Below are 16,657 nucleotides of genomic sequence, written 5' to 3' on the forward strand. Positions count from 1 at the left end.
TGACTGAGGGCGGAAGCCAAGGGCCTTAATTGTTCGCTTATTAAACTGCCTAAATTCATATGGCGTTCTTTATCCAAGCCATGGTGCATATTCACACCAATCGATGTCATTACTAGATGCGTAGTCATATTTAAAGTGAATTTAAAAATAACAACACTTGGTTTTTTTAATAAAAAGATCAATAAAATACAGCTGCTTGCTTGACCGAAACTTTCTAATGGGAGACCCTACTTACATGGAAAGCGGCAATTACTATCATGGTTTGAAATTGCTGGTATGACATCCGGTAAAGAAGGCATCTACGTGCATTCAGATCTCTATATCGCCTTACAAAAAAACAGTGTCAGCCAATCAAGTGCCGAAGTAAACTTGTTCGAAACTGAAGAAATAAACTAACAAGAAAAGATAGCCTAATATATAACAACTAATCGGTATTCTGGTAAGAGATTTACTAATACCTTGATTTAAAATTTTTTATAGGTCTCCAAGCAAAGAGTTTCATTGATAACAAGACGAATTTACTTGCCAGACGCTATCCTCTTGCAAGTAAATTCAACACAGTCAACATTGTAAGTAGCCGCTGGGGATAAATTTATTATCCAGAGTTAAGGTTAACCAATATAATTGTATTGATTGCAGGTACTCCATGATATATGGTTATTTACTACTAAAAGGAGATGGTTTTGAAAAGAAAAAATATATTAAGGAGTGCTCTAATCACTTCTTCACTACTAACAACGAATGCTTTTGCAAATGAAGACCCTTTTTTATGGCTTGAAGAGGTTGAAGGAAAACAGGCGCTTAATTGGGTAAAAAAACAAAATGACCAATCATTAAGTCACCTAAAATCTCAACCAAGCTACCAAGCTACTTTTGGTAATACGCTCGCTATTTTAAATGACAAAGAACGGATCCCCTATGCAGCCGAGCGCGCTGGTTATTATTATAACTTTTGGCGTGACGAAACACATGTTAGAGGAGTTTACCGCCGCACTACATTGGCAGAATATAAAAAAGACTCACCCAAATGGGAGACCGTATTAGATCTAGATAAGTTAGCTGAGCAAGAAAACGAAAATTGGGTATATAAAGGTATGCGTTGCCATTACCCTAAATATCAGCGCTGTTTGTTATCATTATCTCGAGGCGGTGCTGATGCAACAGTCGTTAGGGAGTTTGATATTGCAACTAAGTCTTTTGTCAAAAACGGATTTAGTTTGCCTGAGGCTAAGTCATCTATTTCTTGGTATGACAAGGATACTGTATTTGTTGGTACTGATTTTGGTGAAGATTCAATAACAGACTCTGGTTATCCTGGCGTTGTAAAGCTATGGAAACGTGGAACCGATTTAGCTTCTGCAAAGACGTTGTTTACAGCAAAAAAAGCCTCTGTTTCTGCGGGAGGATATACAGCTCACGATGGTGATACTACTCATCATTTAATTTATGACAGCACTAGTTTTTATACCCGCGATATTTACATCTTAGCGCAAGAAAAACTAGTAAAACTTAATGTTCCAAGTGATGCGTCACTTCTTGGACTTAATAACAATAAAGTATTTGTACAATTAAAATCAGCTTGGAATAATTTTACGCAAGCAGAAGTTATTTATACTGATATAAACGCATTAATTGCTGACAAAGCATCATTTAGTAGCTTTATTAAGCCTACCGAGCATATTTCAATTGAAAGCTTAAACTTTACGAAATCAGCCATTTTAGTTACCGTTATGGAAGACGTAAAAAACAAGCTTTACCGTTACACCCCCACTAAAAATGCACAGTGGAAAATAGAACAAGTAGGCTTCCCTACAACTGGCAGTATTTCTGTCTTTAATACTGATCCAGACAGGGATGATTTTTTTGTTAACTATACTGATTTTTTAACGCCCTCAAGCCTATATTTAGTTAATGGAAATAACCTAAGTTTAACTGTGCTAAAAAGTGCGAAATCCCATTTTGATGCAAGTAAATATGAATCAAAACAATTTTTTGCAACATCAAAAGATGGCACTAAAATTCCCTATTTCATCGTTCATAGCAAAGATTTAAAACTAGATGGTAAAAATCCAACTTTGTTATATGGTTATGGTGGTTTTGAAGTATCAATGCAACCCTACTATTCTGCGAGTTTGGGCAAAAACTGGCTAGCTAATGGCGGTGTTTATGTATTATCAAATATCAGAGGTGGTGGCGAATATGGACCACGCTGGCATCAAGCTGCTCAGAAAGAGAATCGTCATAAAGCATTTGAAGATTTTGAAGCTATAGCAGAAGATCTTATTTCGAGAAAAATTACCTCATCTAAGCATTTGGGAATTCAAGGTGGTAGTAATGGAGGCTTACTTGTTGGTGCAGCATTTACACGTCGACCTGATCTATATAATGCAGTAATTTGCCAAGTTCCACTACTTGACATGAAACGCTTTAATAAACTATTAGCAGGTGCAAGCTGGATGGGTGAATATGGAAACCCTGATGTAGCTAGCGAATGGGACTACATAAAGAAATACTCACCGTACCATAACCTGAAAAAAGATACAGAGTATCCTAAGGTGTTCTTTACCACTTCAACACGAGATGATCGTGTACACCCAGCTCATGCTCGTAAAATGGTAGCGAAAATGCAGGACATGGGCTATGAGGTATTGTACTTTGAAAATACGGAAGGCGGGCACGCTGGAGCCGCAAACAATGAGCAAAGCGCAATGGTAAGCAGTTTAAGTTATGTGTACCTAATGGAACGCTTAAAATAGCCAACAAAGGTAAGCAGACATAAGGTCAGGTATTCCCTGACCTTATTAATAACACCTCTGTACCCATATCCTACTAACTAACCTTATCTATTAAAATTGGACAATAATGTTCACTAAACCCGTATGGCGACCTAAAAGTTAAGTTGATTCAATTCACTTTCAGCCTACTTCCAATTGCTTGTAGACAGGTGTCTTTATCAACGACCCATAAACCATAGCTTATGGGTAACATTTCTATATTGGCACGACTAAATAGCTTATAGGTATCCAGTTCAAAGAAATCAGCCCAAGGTCCAGGGTAACCAATCAGATCGACTGCTAAGTAGCGGCCATGATAGCGACATAAAATATCAACCTCGGTCCCCGCAACAGCATAACCAGGCCATGTTTCTATCTGCAATTTCATCAGCTCTTGTATTACATCGCGTTGAAAATCATCGACATCAGACAAACACGTATGAGCGGCTGCAAACTCACTTACCGAGCCTAAGTAACGTCTTAATAAATAATGTTCTGGTAACTGTGTTTCATCAATGGATAAAAATAAATGCTGTGCTTGTCTTGCCCGCGTTATGGTCACATTAAAAACACCTGCTTTATTTAAATATACTACCGCACGTTTTGCCTCATTATCGACGGCAAAAGAGAGCAACATAACATCGCGCTCTTCCCCCTGAAAACCAAAAGGAGTGGCGGCTCTAAGCTTATGTTTAATTATTTCAGCTTCACTAAAGTGGACATCTATTTGCTTTGCTATAAAATCTGCTTGGCTTCGAAATGGCGAAACAATCCCGATGCTGTGATAAACACCCGTTTCTCGATCATCACTCATTTGCTGCTTAATGCATGCGATTACAGCGCTCGCTTCGAGCTGATTGACGCCATTTTTATCTCTTTCACCATTAACACGCTGTAAAAATAAATTACCACTGCTTGTACACGGCCGATGTTGCATTACCTTTAACTTTGACTGATAAAAATAGCGGTTACTAAAATGAATTAACTCAGGTTTACTTCTAAAATGTTCATCTAAAAAGGCTAATTGCTGATCGCTATTGAGTATATTTAATGTCAAATCTAAAATTGAATTATCACGATAACTAACAACCCCCACACTCGAGAGTGATAGTTGATTCTTAGTGCGAAGCTGAGCCTCTTTTGATTTTGCTAAAAAAGAGTAATGCCTTAATTGCTTTGTATCGCCAACTACAAGCGCTCGTTTTGCGCGATAAAGTGCTGGTAAACAACTGCTAATATTGCACTGTGTTGCTTCATCGATAATAACTAAATCAAACATTTGCGGCTTTAAGGGTAATACCCTATACAACGAATTCAAACTCACTAACCACACAGGAAACGCCGCTAGCAATGATGAGTATTCTATATTATCAAACAGCTCAAACTGCCTTTTAGAAGTACGACTGCGAATAGCCTGATTAAAAGCCTGCAACGATTTACGCTGAGTGTTAACTAACGTTCGCAAATTAGTATTCTTTAACACGGTTAAATAACGACTAGCCAGCAGCTCTCTTTTTGTTTGTTGATCGTTAATTTCATCCAAAGCAGACCACTGTTTTGCAAGCTTTTTAATACTGCGCTGAGCCCACTTGAGATATAAATCACTTAACCATTGAATATTGTTATCTTCAAGCCTTTTAAGGCGTTGACCTCTGATTATCGCTTTGCGACAAAACTTATCAAACCGTTGCTCTAAATCATTAAGTAACACATTTTGTGCTTTTAGCTCTGATTCAAAAATAGCTGGGGCTTTTTCCTGTTCATCCGCTAAATAACCAGACAATAAGTCTGCAATATACGCTTTTAGATTTTTTAAAAACTCTTTTTTCCCAGCCCGAATTGATACTTCACTTAACGCAAAATTCCCATTCAATTTATCGGCAATCACATCAAGTGCTGGGTCATTATTCGCGACAATAAGTACTGACTCACCTCGCGCCATGTGCTCTGCAGCAACTGCGGCAATAGTATAACTTTTCCCTGTACCTGGCGGCCCTGACACACAGCCTAAATGCGCATTAGCAGCAATCGAAATAACTTTTTTTTGAGGTGCTGACAATAAGCCAGGTAAGTAGTCGTACTTTAACGACTTAGCCGTGTTCGGCGGCATATCATTTGAAATTAAAGCGTCTATAGGGGGCGAAAGCATCTTTGAGGCTATTATTTCTTCGAGCTCATGGATCCCCCCCCTCGACTGCTGCTTGAACGTTCAACAAACACCAGCATAGAGGCAGGTAAAAGTGTCAAATTTTTACTTTTTAGGGCTTTTTTTATTTCGGCATAATTAACAAGATCAGGATAATTTAAAAGCTCAAATACGTTTAGCGCTAATGGACTTTGTTTTAATAATGAAGTCCAAAAATAAGCTGACTGAATATCGGCAGTTTCATCAAGAGGATCTGCTTCTGGCATTAACAGTTGGGTGAGCGATTCATTAATTTCAGATTGAGAGTCGATAACCGAAAAGTAATAGTCATCATCTTTTTCTATCACGGCTTCATTAAATAAGATAGGTGAAACAACTTGTTTTATCTCGCCTTTTATCTCAAGTTTGCCGACCAGTATAAAACGCACATACAACAAAACACGTTCACGTTGATATATCTCAACTCGCTTTATCATTTGCTCAGCAAACTCTTGAGGAATTGGCAATCGCGGTAAAAAACCCGAGCCTAAATCATCTCTACCTTCAAGTACAAGGCAGTCTTGTTTTTTTAATTTACTCAAATCCCATAGGTTTAAATCCGCGCTATCTTCTTTATAGCAATCGCGATAATAAGAAAGTACATTTCGCTTACTCACATTTAAATTCCATTTTGACTAGATCTAGTAATTAAACACTCAAGTTACGTTCAAAGTTCACAATATCTACATCAGGTTTTACTTTATATAGCTGCGCTAAGCGACCACCAGACTTCACTTTTTCATCGACTTTTTCAAACATATCAGCGGCTTCAATACGCCTAATAATACTCTTTCGCTGTACTGGTTTACCAAGAATAGTTTCAATTACTAACTTAAACTGTCCAACAGTAAAGTGCTCTGGTAAACAATATACTGGGATCATTGAATAAAGCGCTTTCTGTTTTAACCGCTCTTTTGCTTGTTCAATTATAAACTTATGATCAAAAGCGACGGGTAATTCAGTTAGTTTATTTAGATCTATCCATTTTGCATCATCAACAGTTGCTATATGAGTTGATACTTGCGCCTCTGCAATTAATGCAAAATAAACCAAAGTAACACTAAAACCTCTAGGATCTCGGTTAACTCCTGAATACGTTTGTAATTGCTCTAAATACTGAGGGGCAACACTGGTTTTTTCTTTAAGTTTACGCAGCGCAGTCATGCCAACATTATCATCAATATCAACATTTACAAATCCGCCAGGGAGACCCCATCTACCAGCAAAAGGCTCGCTTGTACGCTTTACCATTAAAACCTTTAAAGCGCCCTCTTGAACTGTGAACAGTACACTGTCGACTGTAAATAAAGGGTTTTTATATTCAGTAATATCGTAATGATTAGCCACAAAATGCTCACGCTAAGTTAATGTCTTAATGACACAATAAATCAAACACTTCTCAATTTCAACTTATAGCACACTCATACACCTATCATAAGTTCAGTAATTTAGTTTAAAAAATAGCTTGAATGTAATGAGTACATTTGATAACTTAATTGTGTCGCTAGGACACAAACATTTAAAGGACATAAAATGAAAGTATTTAGCTATGACTCAACAGGCAGTAAATCGGTAATCGATTATGATCATTTTACTTTTTCAGGTGGTGAAGAACATGTCAGATTTAATACTATTGATTTTTCAGACTCTAAAAAAATAGAGATTTTTGAACGACTAACCGACTCCTCTAAAGTCGTTAGATTAATGGTTGCTGTCGATGCATTAAAAAGATTAACAAATGCAGAAACACATTTTGAACTTGTGATCCCCTACTTTCCTTATGCACGTCAAGACAGAGTATGCGTTGAAGGTGAAGCATTAGGTGCTGCTGTTATGGCTAAATTTATTAACAGCTTAAATTTTTCTAAAGTCACTATTTGGGATGCTCATAGCGACGTATCTCCCGCTTTAATAAACAAAGTGACTAATATTGAACAGATTTCGCTGCTCACTCGATGCGAAGTGCTAAGCCAACGTTTATCGCGAGGCGAACTGACTCTTATTTCTCCAGATGCAGGGGCGAGCAAAAAAACCATTAAGATTTCAGAAAAATTCAATGGCGTACCTGAGGTTGTTCAAGCGCAAAAAGTCAGAAATTTAAGAACAGGCGAAATAATTAAAACCGAAATTATTGGCGATGTAAAAGGTAAAAGTGTACTAATTGCTGATGATATTTGTGACGGCGGCAGAACATTTATTGAGCTTGCCAAAGTTCTAAAAAATAATGGTGTCGTTGAAGTTTCTCTTTTTATTACCCACGGTATTTTTTCAAAAGGGCTTGATGTTTTTGAAGGACTAATAGACAAAATTTACACGACTGACTCGTTTAAACCAGCTAATGAATTTAAACATAGTAACAACATTAATTTAGAAATTATTGAGATGTAAGGAAAACACCATGACTATTATAGCTGCAAGTATGCAAAAAGATGTTTATAAAGAATTCCATAGCCGCGCCTATCACCCTGACGTAAGTGAAGTATACGCAAACTTCACATCAAGAAGCGGAAAACTTAGTAACATAGAAAATAACGATAAAGTGGCGTTTGTTGGTCTACAGTACTTTATTAAAAGCTACCTTTTAGAAGAATGGAATGAGTTCTTCAAAGTGGATAAGGCAACAGCAGTTGCTAATCACAAACGTATTATGAGCTCAATGCTTGGTTATACCGTTGATGTAAAGTATTTAGAAAACTTACATGACTTAGGTTATTTACCACTAAAAATAAAAGCATTACCAGAGGGAACCCTAGTCCCTTATTTGGTGCCTCCTATAACAATCGTCAATACTAAAGCTGGTTTTCAATGGCTAACAAATATGATTGAAACAGTACTAAGCTGCGAAAACTGGCCAATCCAAACAAGTACCACAACCTCTGTTGCCTATTTAAAAGTATTTAAAGAATTTGCACAAAAAACAGGGATGCCTATGGAGTTTGTACCTTTCCAAGGGCATGACTTTAGCTTTAGAGGGATGTTCGGCAAACATGCTGCCGCTATGAGTGGTTTTGGTCATTTAGCATCTGGACTCGTAGGCACCGATACCATCCCTGCCGTTTTGTTTGCTGAGAAATATTATGGCGCTAATGTAGATAATGAGCTTGTTGGCTGCTCTGTTGATGCAACAGAACACTCGGTTACGTGTTCGTGGATCATGGAAGGTGAAATTGAGTTCTTCAAATACTTGATGCAAGAGCAATCGCCAAAAGGAATTTTAAGCGTTGTTTCCGACACCTGGGACTTTTGGACGTTAGTAACTGATTACTTACCACAATTAAAAAACGAAATTATGACTCGTGACGGTACCTTAGTTATACGTCCAGACTCAGGTGATCCAGTAAAAGTACTCACAGGCTACACTATTTCACCGGTATCTGATTACAGTGAATTATTCACCACTCAAGATGAAGCTGAAAAAGAAGTCTTACAAAAAGGTTTTGAGGCATACCGTTTTAATGGCCAATATTTTGGCTTTGAAGATAACAACATCATTGAACTCATGGAATGTGAAGTAAAAGGGCTCATCGAATGTTTATGGGATATATTTGGTGGCACAACAACACCAAAAGGCTACAAGCTACTTGATGAACACATAGGCGCTATTTATGGTGATGCTATAACGCTAACCCGTCAACGCCAAATTTTACAAAGGTTGATGGATAAGGGCTTTGCATCAAAAGTCGTACTCGGTATTGGCTCTTACAGCTACCAATACGTAACTCGCGATACACATGGCTCAGCAGTAAAAGCAACGAGCGTAGTCAAAGCTGGTGAACGCTTAACTATTTTTAAAGATCCTAAAACTGATACAAAGAAAAAATCAGCAAAAGGGCTCTTAAAAATAGAACGAGTCAATGGCGAACTCACCTTGTTTGATGACGTAACCGAGCAAGAAGAAGCACAAGGACTGCTAGAGGTTGTTTTTGAAGATGGTAAATTAGTAAAAGAAACCACCTTGAATGAAATTAGAGAGTGTATAAACCAGCAAATTTAAACCACAGCTGGGGTTTAAGAGGTAATGTTCAAAATCGTTATATGAATAAACCTTACCTTGAACTGTCAGATATTGTCTGAACTAATACAAAAAAGCCGCTACATTGCTACAACGGCTTTTAAAGTTTTATCAATTCCCAGTTTTTAATTGAAAATTCTAAAAATTATTAGTCACGATACGTCTCTACCACAGGGCATGAACATACCAGATTAAGGTCGACGTATACGTTACAGGTAGCGATTAATATTACTTTCATTTATTTTTGTACTAAAGTTTAGAGCTGACCTTTTAAGTATTCCATTTGCTTTTTCTGTCGCTTTTTAAGCCTTTTAATTACATTAACACTCACCTTTAAATGCTTACTTTTAAAAAAGAGCATCAACACAGAGTTAAGCACGATAAATACGACAGAAAGCCCTACACCATTAAATGAAAGCTCACCTTCACGTTTAAAGATAAAACCTAAAACATAAATTAGGGACACAAATATAGCGCATCCGGCCACTAAATTATAAACTTTAATCACCCAATACCTACCTGCTGATAGAAGCGCGCCAAGAGCAATAAATATACATATCCCAATAAAAAAAACGATAACTCTAGGCCCTAATTCATTCACAGTATTGTATGGCCAAAGCATGATTAATATTGTAAATGCTAATGATGAATAGCTGATAACACTTGATACAACCGCTACAGCACAAGCTAAACTGTACTTCAGTTTCGGAATTGAATCACTTACAGATAAATCTTCAACCTTCACTATCTAGGCTCTCAAAAACGCCAATATCTATACCTTTGATTTCTCCATTATATGCGCTTCCAGTAAATGCTAAAGCAGCAACAGAATCACGTAAACGTGTTCGTAACTCATTATTTATTTGTATATTTTTAAACCTCTTAAAAGGAAAGGGTCACCCATTATTTTCATATTCGCAGCGACCTAGACATAGCAATCAATTCAATAAGTAGTAAATTATAAATTTAGCCCATTGATGTATGAAGTCAAGATTTGACCCCTTTGGTTTGACCCCTTTGGTTTACAGTAAGTAATACAACCTATTCCTGTATGGCTACTTAGCTATATACAGAACTATGCTTACACTCATAGGGATTTGCAATGAATCTAACGAATACCTGAATTAATTTGCTTAGAAAAGGCTTAGCAATAATTCTAAGCCTTATAATTAGGGACATATTTTAGTTATTAGGAATTAGTTATTAATTTCGATTTGCCCGACAGCAATGGAACCACTTTTCCAAGTAGTGCGGCATTTCAGTGTCAATACGGCGTCACTTTCAAAGTTGTTATCAAGTGTGGTTGTATAAGATACAAATTGCTTTGCACTATTTGAACTGTCTGAAATATCAGCCCAATCAAAGCCTTTACCAGTACTAAATTTAAACCATTTATCTTTTCCGCCATCACTAATTTTACGAACACGAGAAATTGAACAGCCAGCATTTGTGCCTGTTAAGCCCTCTGTAATACCATGAATCGTCAGTTCAAATTGACCGATCGTATTACTTAAAGGAACATTACAATTAAAATAGCGATCTGAGCGAGAAAACTGAGGGTCGAATATGAAGTACCCATTCTCTATGGGACCTGTTTGTTCAAGAGCTAGTTGTTTAAGTGCAGGAAGGTCACCGAGCGAGGCGATTAAATTGTTCACTGCATTTGATTTGAATCCGGCATCTTCTGAGCACTGAGTAGAGCCATCAAATACAGCCGCTTGTGTAATTGAAGTAACTGATGCTAAAGCGATTGCTACAGCCATTTTTTTCATTTTCAACATATGTATATCCTTATATGATTGATATTTTTGTCCCTAATTCAGCTAATACTATCATGCAAAATAAAATAAACAACTATTTTTTAATTTAAAATAAAACATTAGACTATTCATAACACTAGAAGAAAGGAAAGGAAAGGGTCAAATCTTGACTTCAGATATCAAACAATCTCGTAGCTTTTCCAATTGTAATTCAACCATATTATCTTCAATCATTAATACATTTAATCTACCGACAGTTTTTGATATAGCCGAATAGTGTTTAACATTAAATATATCTGCTAACGCCTGCAAATTTAATCCCGTTAAATCTTGGCATAATTTAATAGCAAACCAACGGGGTAAATTTTTCTCTTTTCGCCCCTTTTTAACAATTACTATATCATCTACCTCAACACCAAAGTATTGAGCTAAGTAGGAGATTACATCATCTGCTGAGTACTTTTTAACAACAAGCTTACTTTCACTATTTGGTGATGCGATATGGTCTTTTATGTTTTCAATAAAGTCCTCACAGCCCAGAACCGACAATAACTTTTTAGCATTATAAAAAGCGCTTATTTCTTCACTGTTTTCAAACTCCACAAACTGCTTATAAGCTGCATATTTATGCTTTTTGCCTTGCAGCGAAAATATAAAATCTCGAACAAGCCATTTAGGCACCGCTACCCTTTTAATGAAAGCGGAATAGCTAGACCATTGATACTTAGCAAGGTCATCTACCAGCGGGGTGCTTGTTTCAATTGGATTACGATGAATATACCGACTAACATGCAACAAGTAGTTATCAGCATCCACCAAAACCGCTTTATATCGTCCTCTAAACAGCGCACCGTCTGTGTTATGTGTTCGATTAAAGTATTGAGTATAAAGGCCATTAATATGCTTCATGGCTCTACCTAAATTAGCATCGGGGGTTTTGATAAGTAAGTGGTAGTGATTGGTCATTAAACAATATGAATGCACTTCAATATTAAAGCGAAGGCTTGCTTGCTCAATGCAATATAAAAAATACGTAAAATCGTCATCGCTCAAAAAGGTATTTTCACGCCCTCTTCCACGATTCATCACATGATAAAACGCATTCTCATACTCTATTCGCAGCGGCCTAGACATAGTAATTCACTCAATGACTAGTAAACTATAAATCTAGACCTTTGATGTCTGAAGTCAAGATTTGACCCCTTTGGTTTTTTATCATTTAAAAAGATATTTTCGCGGCCTCTTCCACGATTCATTACATGATAAAACGCATTTTCATACTCTATTCGCAGCGGCCTAGACATAGTAATTCACTCAATGACTAGTAAACTATAAATCTAGACCTTTGATGTCTGAAGTCAAGATTTGACCCCTTTGGTTTTGACCCCTTTGGGTTTCTTGATGTATGACAGGGACTTCGGTTGAAGGCACTAGGTCCGTAGTCAGATTTAAATTGAGTTTAAAAAATAACAACACTTGGTTTTTTGGTTAAAAGGTCAAGCAAACACAACAGCCTGCTTGACCGGACCTTACTAACGGGTGACCCCTAGACTTTTACAGCAAGATCACTTAACTCCCCCTGGGTTCAGATCCGTTAAGTATGTCGTTATCGCCTTTTATTTCTGCCGCGACAAGTCGAGTTAATGACAGCTAACTGGACAGTTATCAGGGCCCAGCGGATTTTTTCTGCGAACGCTGTCTAACTGAACTTCGACAGAGTCAGAGAGTTTAACGTTGATTGAGGCGGTGTGCGGCTGATTGTTGTAGGTCAATGAGTTTCCTGAAACCGAAATACGAACAGACTGGCCACTGCTAATGTACCGGATCGCATCTTTTGCTTTTACACCTAAATCTTCACCACCATAGAAAAACTCTCCGCTTGGGATAGCTTTATCTAATGAAAACACAGTACGAGCCCCACTAAGCCTATCATCGTTAGCAAATCCAGCTATGGCTCTCGCCAATTTTGACTCGACGAAAGAGTCAATTAGATTAGAAAGGCCAGGTATGCTAACCCCAAGAAAACGCGTTTCAAAATCAACATTTAGATTTACTGGATTTACATTTATGTTTGAGATTACACCTGTATATGGATTATACTCAGCGGTCGCCCAAATCTCAGGGGAACTGATTCTGCCATACGCTTTAAAAATAACAGAGGGGGTATTTTTCAATGTGATTTTGGCTTTAGAGCTAATACCAACACCACCAACCTTGGCAATTATTTTGCCATTGGATTCTTTTAGTTCGAACACCATAGGGCCATTAAGGTTTGTTGATACATAATCTAAATCAAAGCTCCCATTGAGGTTTGCATCAATACTCTGATAAATTTTTTGCTTGATATCGGATTCTAAGGTGTTTCTACGCGCCGATGTTTTGGCTAGAACAGATTTTATATGGTTGCTGCTATCCAAAACACAACTTTGATAGCCGCCATAAGAAATTGATGCTGAGACTCGAGTAACGTAGTCGCTACGATTATTCTGTTCAAACAAACTGTATAAGTTGCATTCTCCAATATTGTTATTGATCGCAGCAGAAGCCGCGCTTGGGGCAATCCCAACACTTAACACAGCTACAAGTGCAATAGATTTTAAAATCATTTTTCATCTCCTTTAGTTAACTTTCTCATTTTGGGTACATCCTAGTATCACTCGCTAAAAATGTCAAAAAAAACAAACAAAGTTAACATTTAGAGTTAAATGTAAAAAACAATTGATTCAACTAGCCACAATGATATTACGATACTCTGGAAATGCACTACAGCCTAAAAACTTGTTACCTTTTATTGCCATACGTTTAACACCCTCCCCCGACATCACGCCCTGAAAATAAGCAATTGATGAGGAATATCGCGCATGGCAGAATTTTGTTCCCGACAAATCCTAAGTACCTACATCCATGTTGGCAATGCGCGATAAGGCGAAACAAGGCCATGGGTGAAAAGCGTAGCTTTGAACGAGAGGCCATGGATGGCGAACTGGGGAGCGTACATGGATGTGAAAGTTGGTCTATCTTCGCCGTTTACGTTCACATCAATTAATTTTTTGAAGGATTACGCGTGATGCTCGGGTGGCGCTGGGAGGTGACGAATAACCGAAGCGCAGCTTCGCAGTATGAGGAAGTGGAGGCATGGATGCCGACAGTAACCCAGCTTCAGGGATGAATTGCTTGCAGCAGAATGAATTTGAAAATCGATCCCTCTTTGGCTGTCGCCAGCGCGACAAAACCTTGAATAAGGTTTCTAATGTAGGCCGTGGATTTATCCCGAAAATATATATGTAAAGTTAGCAGTAAGAACCATCAGCCAAGGTGATACAACTTTTTGGGTTAAAGCCCAACCTACAAATCATACGCGCCAGCAAGCTCTGCACCTACGGTGGTTAACTCTATTATTGGTATTAAATCACTCGTGGCTAAAGCCATCTCCTACAACAATATTTACCCTCGGTGCAGCGCGAAGCGCCACTTTGACCTCTGTGGTGAAATTCACTTATCGCCCTAAGAACGACCCCACACTAGTAGGGTTTCGTTGCACTCAATCCAACCTACGCCACTTGCGTTGTAAGGCGAAAGTTAAGTGCTTTTATCACTTGAAAAAAGTTTCGCAACGAGTTTTGATTTTACCATTCATCGCCTTATACGAGCTTTCACGATTTAATCCTGTTGCCTTAGCAATATCACTCACGCCATGCTTTTTCACCAAAGATCTGAAAAAGGTCACCCATAAGAAGCTTCCGATCATGCTGACGACTGTGTTTTCTTGATCTCTGTATTCAAAAACCAAGTATTGCTACTTTTCAAACTCATTAATGATTTTGAAATATTAATCCTCCCACCTTGCATTTACCTAAAAAGTGAACTTAATTTAAAAAAGTAATGGAACTTCATCAAAAGGAATTTGCAATGACTAAACTCATCATTATTGCTTGGTTACTTTTTTGTTCGCATGCTTACGCGACAAATATTTTTAAGCTTAACCCACAATCTAAAAATGTAGATTTAACTTCTATTCAACCAAACCACCCACAATGGAATGCCAGCTCAATTTATATAGCCGGCGATGTTGTGACTCACAACAACAGCTTATTTATTGCCGCTTTTTGGGTTAAAGGCATTGAACCGATAGTAAACCAACCCCATTGGGATGGTTGGATTTGGCTACAAAATACTGTGATAGAAAAATGGCAAGCAAACAAAGTGTATCAAGGTGGCAACCTTGTAAAACACGGAGCCGACTACTACCTTGCCCGCTATTGGAATGCGAATAACGAACCCGCCCCCCACAGTAGTTGGCAAAAAATTAAAGATTTATTTTACCAAACCCCAGATTTACCACCTGAACACCCTGACGACTATAAAACGCTGGACGGAGTTGATCAAAATGACAACGGTATCCGTGATGATTATGAGCGCTATGTGTATGAAAAGTTTGATTCCCCACAGCTCATCACCTTTAGTTTAGGCGCAGCTTCAACATTGCAACTGGTTATTGATATTGAGCAAGGGCGCATACCAAACTTAGATACTGAGATTAGTAAACAGATTATTTTGGATATGATCAACATAAGCTACTGTGTTCGATATTTACAAAATTCACACCCACACTTTAGAGAACCCGAAGTTTTATACTTTAATACGATAGATAGAGCTTACGCTAACCGGAAAAGCCAAAATAAAATTAGTGACTATATTGCTTGGGATGACGACTTTCATTACGGCGCTGATAGAGACTGCAAAATACTTAAGAAGGGCATAAAATGAAAGCTACATATATTTTGCTCTTACTTATATTTCCAATTTTTACTTATGGTAATTATCAAGCACTAGATCGGTACTGCTCTAAAAACATTGATAATGTACGCATTTTCTATGTAAATGGTATGCGGACTAATATCAAGCAATACAAAGCAAATTTAAATGAATTAAGTTACTTTCAAGATTCTTATCTACCAGAATTTAAAAAAGGAGCACGTCCTGCGGGAAGTTATAATAAAAGTGAAGCTATACTTATACAAATATATGAAGTCGCACAGCAAAAGTATAGTGACTTACCCGTATTTTCACCAGAGTATCGTATAATAACTGCAATAATTGGAGGCACTGTTAGCTCACTATCAAATATAGATATCGCTCAAATTGAGTCAGTTTTACAGGATGTATTTACTGAAGTAAATTACTCTATTATTGACGAGACAGACTATAAAAATGCATTTCAAAGACTTCAATTTCAGATGCATTCTTGCAACCGTATTATTCTTATTGGTCACTCGCAGGGTAACTTTTACACCAATGCTCTTTTTGAAGAAATTATATCTACTTATCAATATAGTGACGGTTATTTTGCTTCCGATTATCCACTGGTTAGCCTAGCCGCAATAGCAACACCAACAAGTTCAATAGGAGGAAGTTTGGGGGAGGAATATAAAGAGATCATTTCACACCTTACACTTGACGAAGACTGGGTCATACGAGCCGTAAGGATTTTATTTGGTAGTTTACCTTCAAACTATTCTGCTGAGTCTTTATTTGACTCAACTGGTCATGGGTTAATTGATGCATACCTAAGAAATAATGCTGTTGCAAATGCAATAAGTGCTAAAATTGAAGCTTCTATTTTAAACCAAACCCCTTTCCCCTTATTTGAACAACATCCTGTAAATTCAGATGCTTTTTCACACATCGGCTATTCAACGATTAATAAAATTCTTGATCTAAAATTTGAATCAGGAAGTGTTTATCGTTATTACAATATACCCATTTTAGTATGGGATGAGTTGTATTACTCAACATCAATGGGGAAGGTTTTTAATGATAATATTCGAGGCCAATACCCTTTTGATAAGTTAGATATTGAAAGTATGACTTATCTAAAAATGACGTCACTTGAACCAGTTGCAAAAGTTGAAAAATAACTAAACAT

At 37.4% G+C, this 16,657-nt stretch carries 13 protein-coding genes; 5 read left to right on the top strand and 8 right to left on the bottom strand.

What is annotated here, in order from left to right:
• Positions 1–698: 698 nt before the first annotated feature.
• The gene (locus J7338_RS06745; protein WP_275074560.1) at positions 699–2,756 is read left to right on the top strand and encodes a prolyl oligopeptidase family serine peptidase; all 2,058 of its coding nucleotides are present in this window, start codon (positions 699–701) and stop codon (positions 2,754–2,756) included.
• 148 nt (positions 2,757–2,904) lie between these two features.
• On the opposite strand, the gene J7338_RS06750 is transcribed toward J7338_RS06745, so the two are convergent.
• The 3 genes from J7338_RS06750 to J7338_RS06755 are packed head-to-tail and all read right to left on the bottom strand — an operon-like array spanning position 2,905 to position 6,306.
• Positions 2,905–4,923: a DEAD/DEAH box helicase gene (locus tag J7338_RS06750; RefSeq protein WP_228732934.1), complete on the bottom strand. Its 2,019-nt coding sequence runs from the start codon at positions 4,921–4,923 to the stop codon at positions 2,905–2,907.
• Positions 4,924–4,934: 11 nt separating this feature from the next.
• Complete coding sequence (locus J7338_RS20775; RefSeq protein WP_228732935.1) at positions 4,935–5,576, bottom strand: hypothetical protein; 642 nt, start codon at positions 5,574–5,576, stop codon at positions 4,935–4,937.
• A 31-nt stretch (positions 5,577–5,607) separates the two neighbouring features.
• Complete coding sequence (locus J7338_RS06755; protein ID WP_210796323.1) at positions 5,608–6,306, bottom strand: NUDIX hydrolase; 699 nt, start codon at positions 6,304–6,306, stop codon at positions 5,608–5,610.
• A gap of 186 nt (positions 6,307–6,492) precedes the next feature.
• On the opposite strand from J7338_RS06755, the gene prs reads away from it, so the two are divergent.
• Positions 6,493–7,347 carry a ribose-phosphate diphosphokinase gene (gene prs / locus J7338_RS06760; protein WP_210796324.1) on the top strand — a complete coding sequence of 285 codons (855 nt, stop codon included), beginning with the start codon at positions 6,493–6,495 and terminating at the stop codon, positions 7,345–7,347.
• 10 nt (positions 7,348–7,357) lie between these two features.
• The gene (locus tag J7338_RS06765; protein ID WP_210796325.1) at positions 7,358–8,953 is read left to right on the top strand and encodes a nicotinate phosphoribosyltransferase; all 1,596 of its coding nucleotides are present in this window, start codon (positions 7,358–7,360) and stop codon (positions 8,951–8,953) included.
• A 274-nt stretch (positions 8,954–9,227) separates the two neighbouring features.
• Here J7338_RS06765 and J7338_RS06770 read toward each other — a convergent pair whose 3' ends face one another.
• The 5 genes from J7338_RS06770 to J7338_RS21120 form a co-directional block, all read right to left on the bottom strand.
• Positions 9,228–9,716 (bottom strand): hypothetical protein, encoded by a 489-nt coding sequence (locus tag J7338_RS06770; protein WP_210796326.1) that lies wholly within the window; start codon positions 9,714–9,716, stop codon positions 9,228–9,230.
• A 451-nt stretch (positions 9,717–10,167) separates the two neighbouring features.
• Entirely contained in the window at positions 10,168–10,752 is a 585-nt protein-coding gene (locus tag J7338_RS06775) for a hypothetical protein (RefSeq protein ID WP_228732936.1), read from the bottom strand.
• 138 nt (positions 10,753–10,890) lie between these two features.
• Positions 10,891–11,865, bottom strand: coding sequence for a transposase (locus J7338_RS06780; RefSeq protein ID WP_210796327.1), 975 nt, complete (start codon positions 11,863–11,865; stop codon positions 10,891–10,893).
• A 506-nt stretch (positions 11,866–12,371) separates the two neighbouring features.
• The gene (locus tag J7338_RS06785; RefSeq protein WP_210796328.1) at positions 12,372–13,337 is read right to left on the bottom strand and encodes a hypothetical protein; all 966 of its coding nucleotides are present in this window, start codon (positions 13,335–13,337) and stop codon (positions 12,372–12,374) included.
• Positions 13,338–14,323: 986 nt separating this feature from the next.
• The gene (locus J7338_RS21120) at positions 14,324–14,479 is read right to left on the bottom strand and encodes a hypothetical protein (RefSeq protein WP_338052505.1); all 156 of its coding nucleotides are present in this window, start codon (positions 14,477–14,479) and stop codon (positions 14,324–14,326) included.
• 161 nt (positions 14,480–14,640) lie between these two features.
• On the opposite strand from J7338_RS21120, the gene J7338_RS06790 reads away from it, so the two are divergent.
• A complete protein-coding gene (locus tag J7338_RS06790; RefSeq protein WP_210796329.1) occupies positions 14,641–15,498 on the top strand; it encodes a chitodextrinase in 858 nt (285 codons plus the stop codon).
• Positions 15,495–16,649: a KTSC domain-containing protein gene (locus tag J7338_RS06795; protein ID WP_210796330.1), complete on the top strand. Its 1,155-nt coding sequence runs from the start codon at positions 15,495–15,497 to the stop codon at positions 16,647–16,649. The genes J7338_RS06790 and J7338_RS06795 overlap by 4 nt, the downstream gene beginning before the upstream one ends.
• Positions 16,650–16,657 lie beyond the last annotated feature (8 nt).

Origin of the sequence: Pseudoalteromonas ostreae (genome assembly GCF_018069805.1) — a bacterium.
GTDB classification, from domain to species: Bacteria; Pseudomonadota; Gammaproteobacteria; order Enterobacterales; family Alteromonadaceae; genus Pseudoalteromonas; species Pseudoalteromonas ostreae.

What these genes read in the sequence shown, in the direction of transcription:
- J7338_RS06750 (WP_228732934.1), bottom strand. Translation starts at nt 4,923, where the DNA reads ATGCTTTCGCCCCCTATAGACGCTTTAATTTCAAATGATATGCCGCCG.
- prs (WP_210796324.1), top strand. Translation starts at nt 6,493, where the DNA reads ATGAAAGTATTTAGCTATGACTCAACAGGCAGTAAATCGGTAATCGAT.
- J7338_RS06765 (WP_210796325.1), top strand. Translation starts at nt 7,358, where the DNA reads ATGACTATTATAGCTGCAAGTATGCAAAAAGATGTTTATAAAGAATTC.
- J7338_RS06775 (WP_228732936.1), bottom strand. Translation starts at nt 10,752, where the DNA reads ATGTTGAAAATGAAAAAAATGGCTGTAGCAATCGCTTTAGCATCAGTT.
- J7338_RS06780 (WP_210796327.1), bottom strand. Translation starts at nt 11,865, where the DNA reads ATGTCTAGGCCGCTGCGAATAGAGTATGAGAATGCGTTTTATCATGTG.
- J7338_RS06785 (WP_210796328.1), bottom strand. Translation starts at nt 13,337, where the DNA reads ATGATTTTAAAATCTATTGCACTTGTAGCTGTGTTAAGTGTTGGGATT.
- J7338_RS21120 (WP_338052505.1), bottom strand. Translation starts at nt 14,479, where the DNA reads ATGATCGGAAGCTTCTTATGGGTGACCTTTTTCAGATCTTTGGTGAAA.
- J7338_RS06790 (WP_210796329.1), top strand. Translation starts at nt 14,641, where the DNA reads ATGACTAAACTCATCATTATTGCTTGGTTACTTTTTTGTTCGCATGCT.
- J7338_RS06795 (WP_210796330.1), top strand. Translation starts at nt 15,495, where the DNA reads ATGAAAGCTACATATATTTTGCTCTTACTTATATTTCCAATTTTTACT.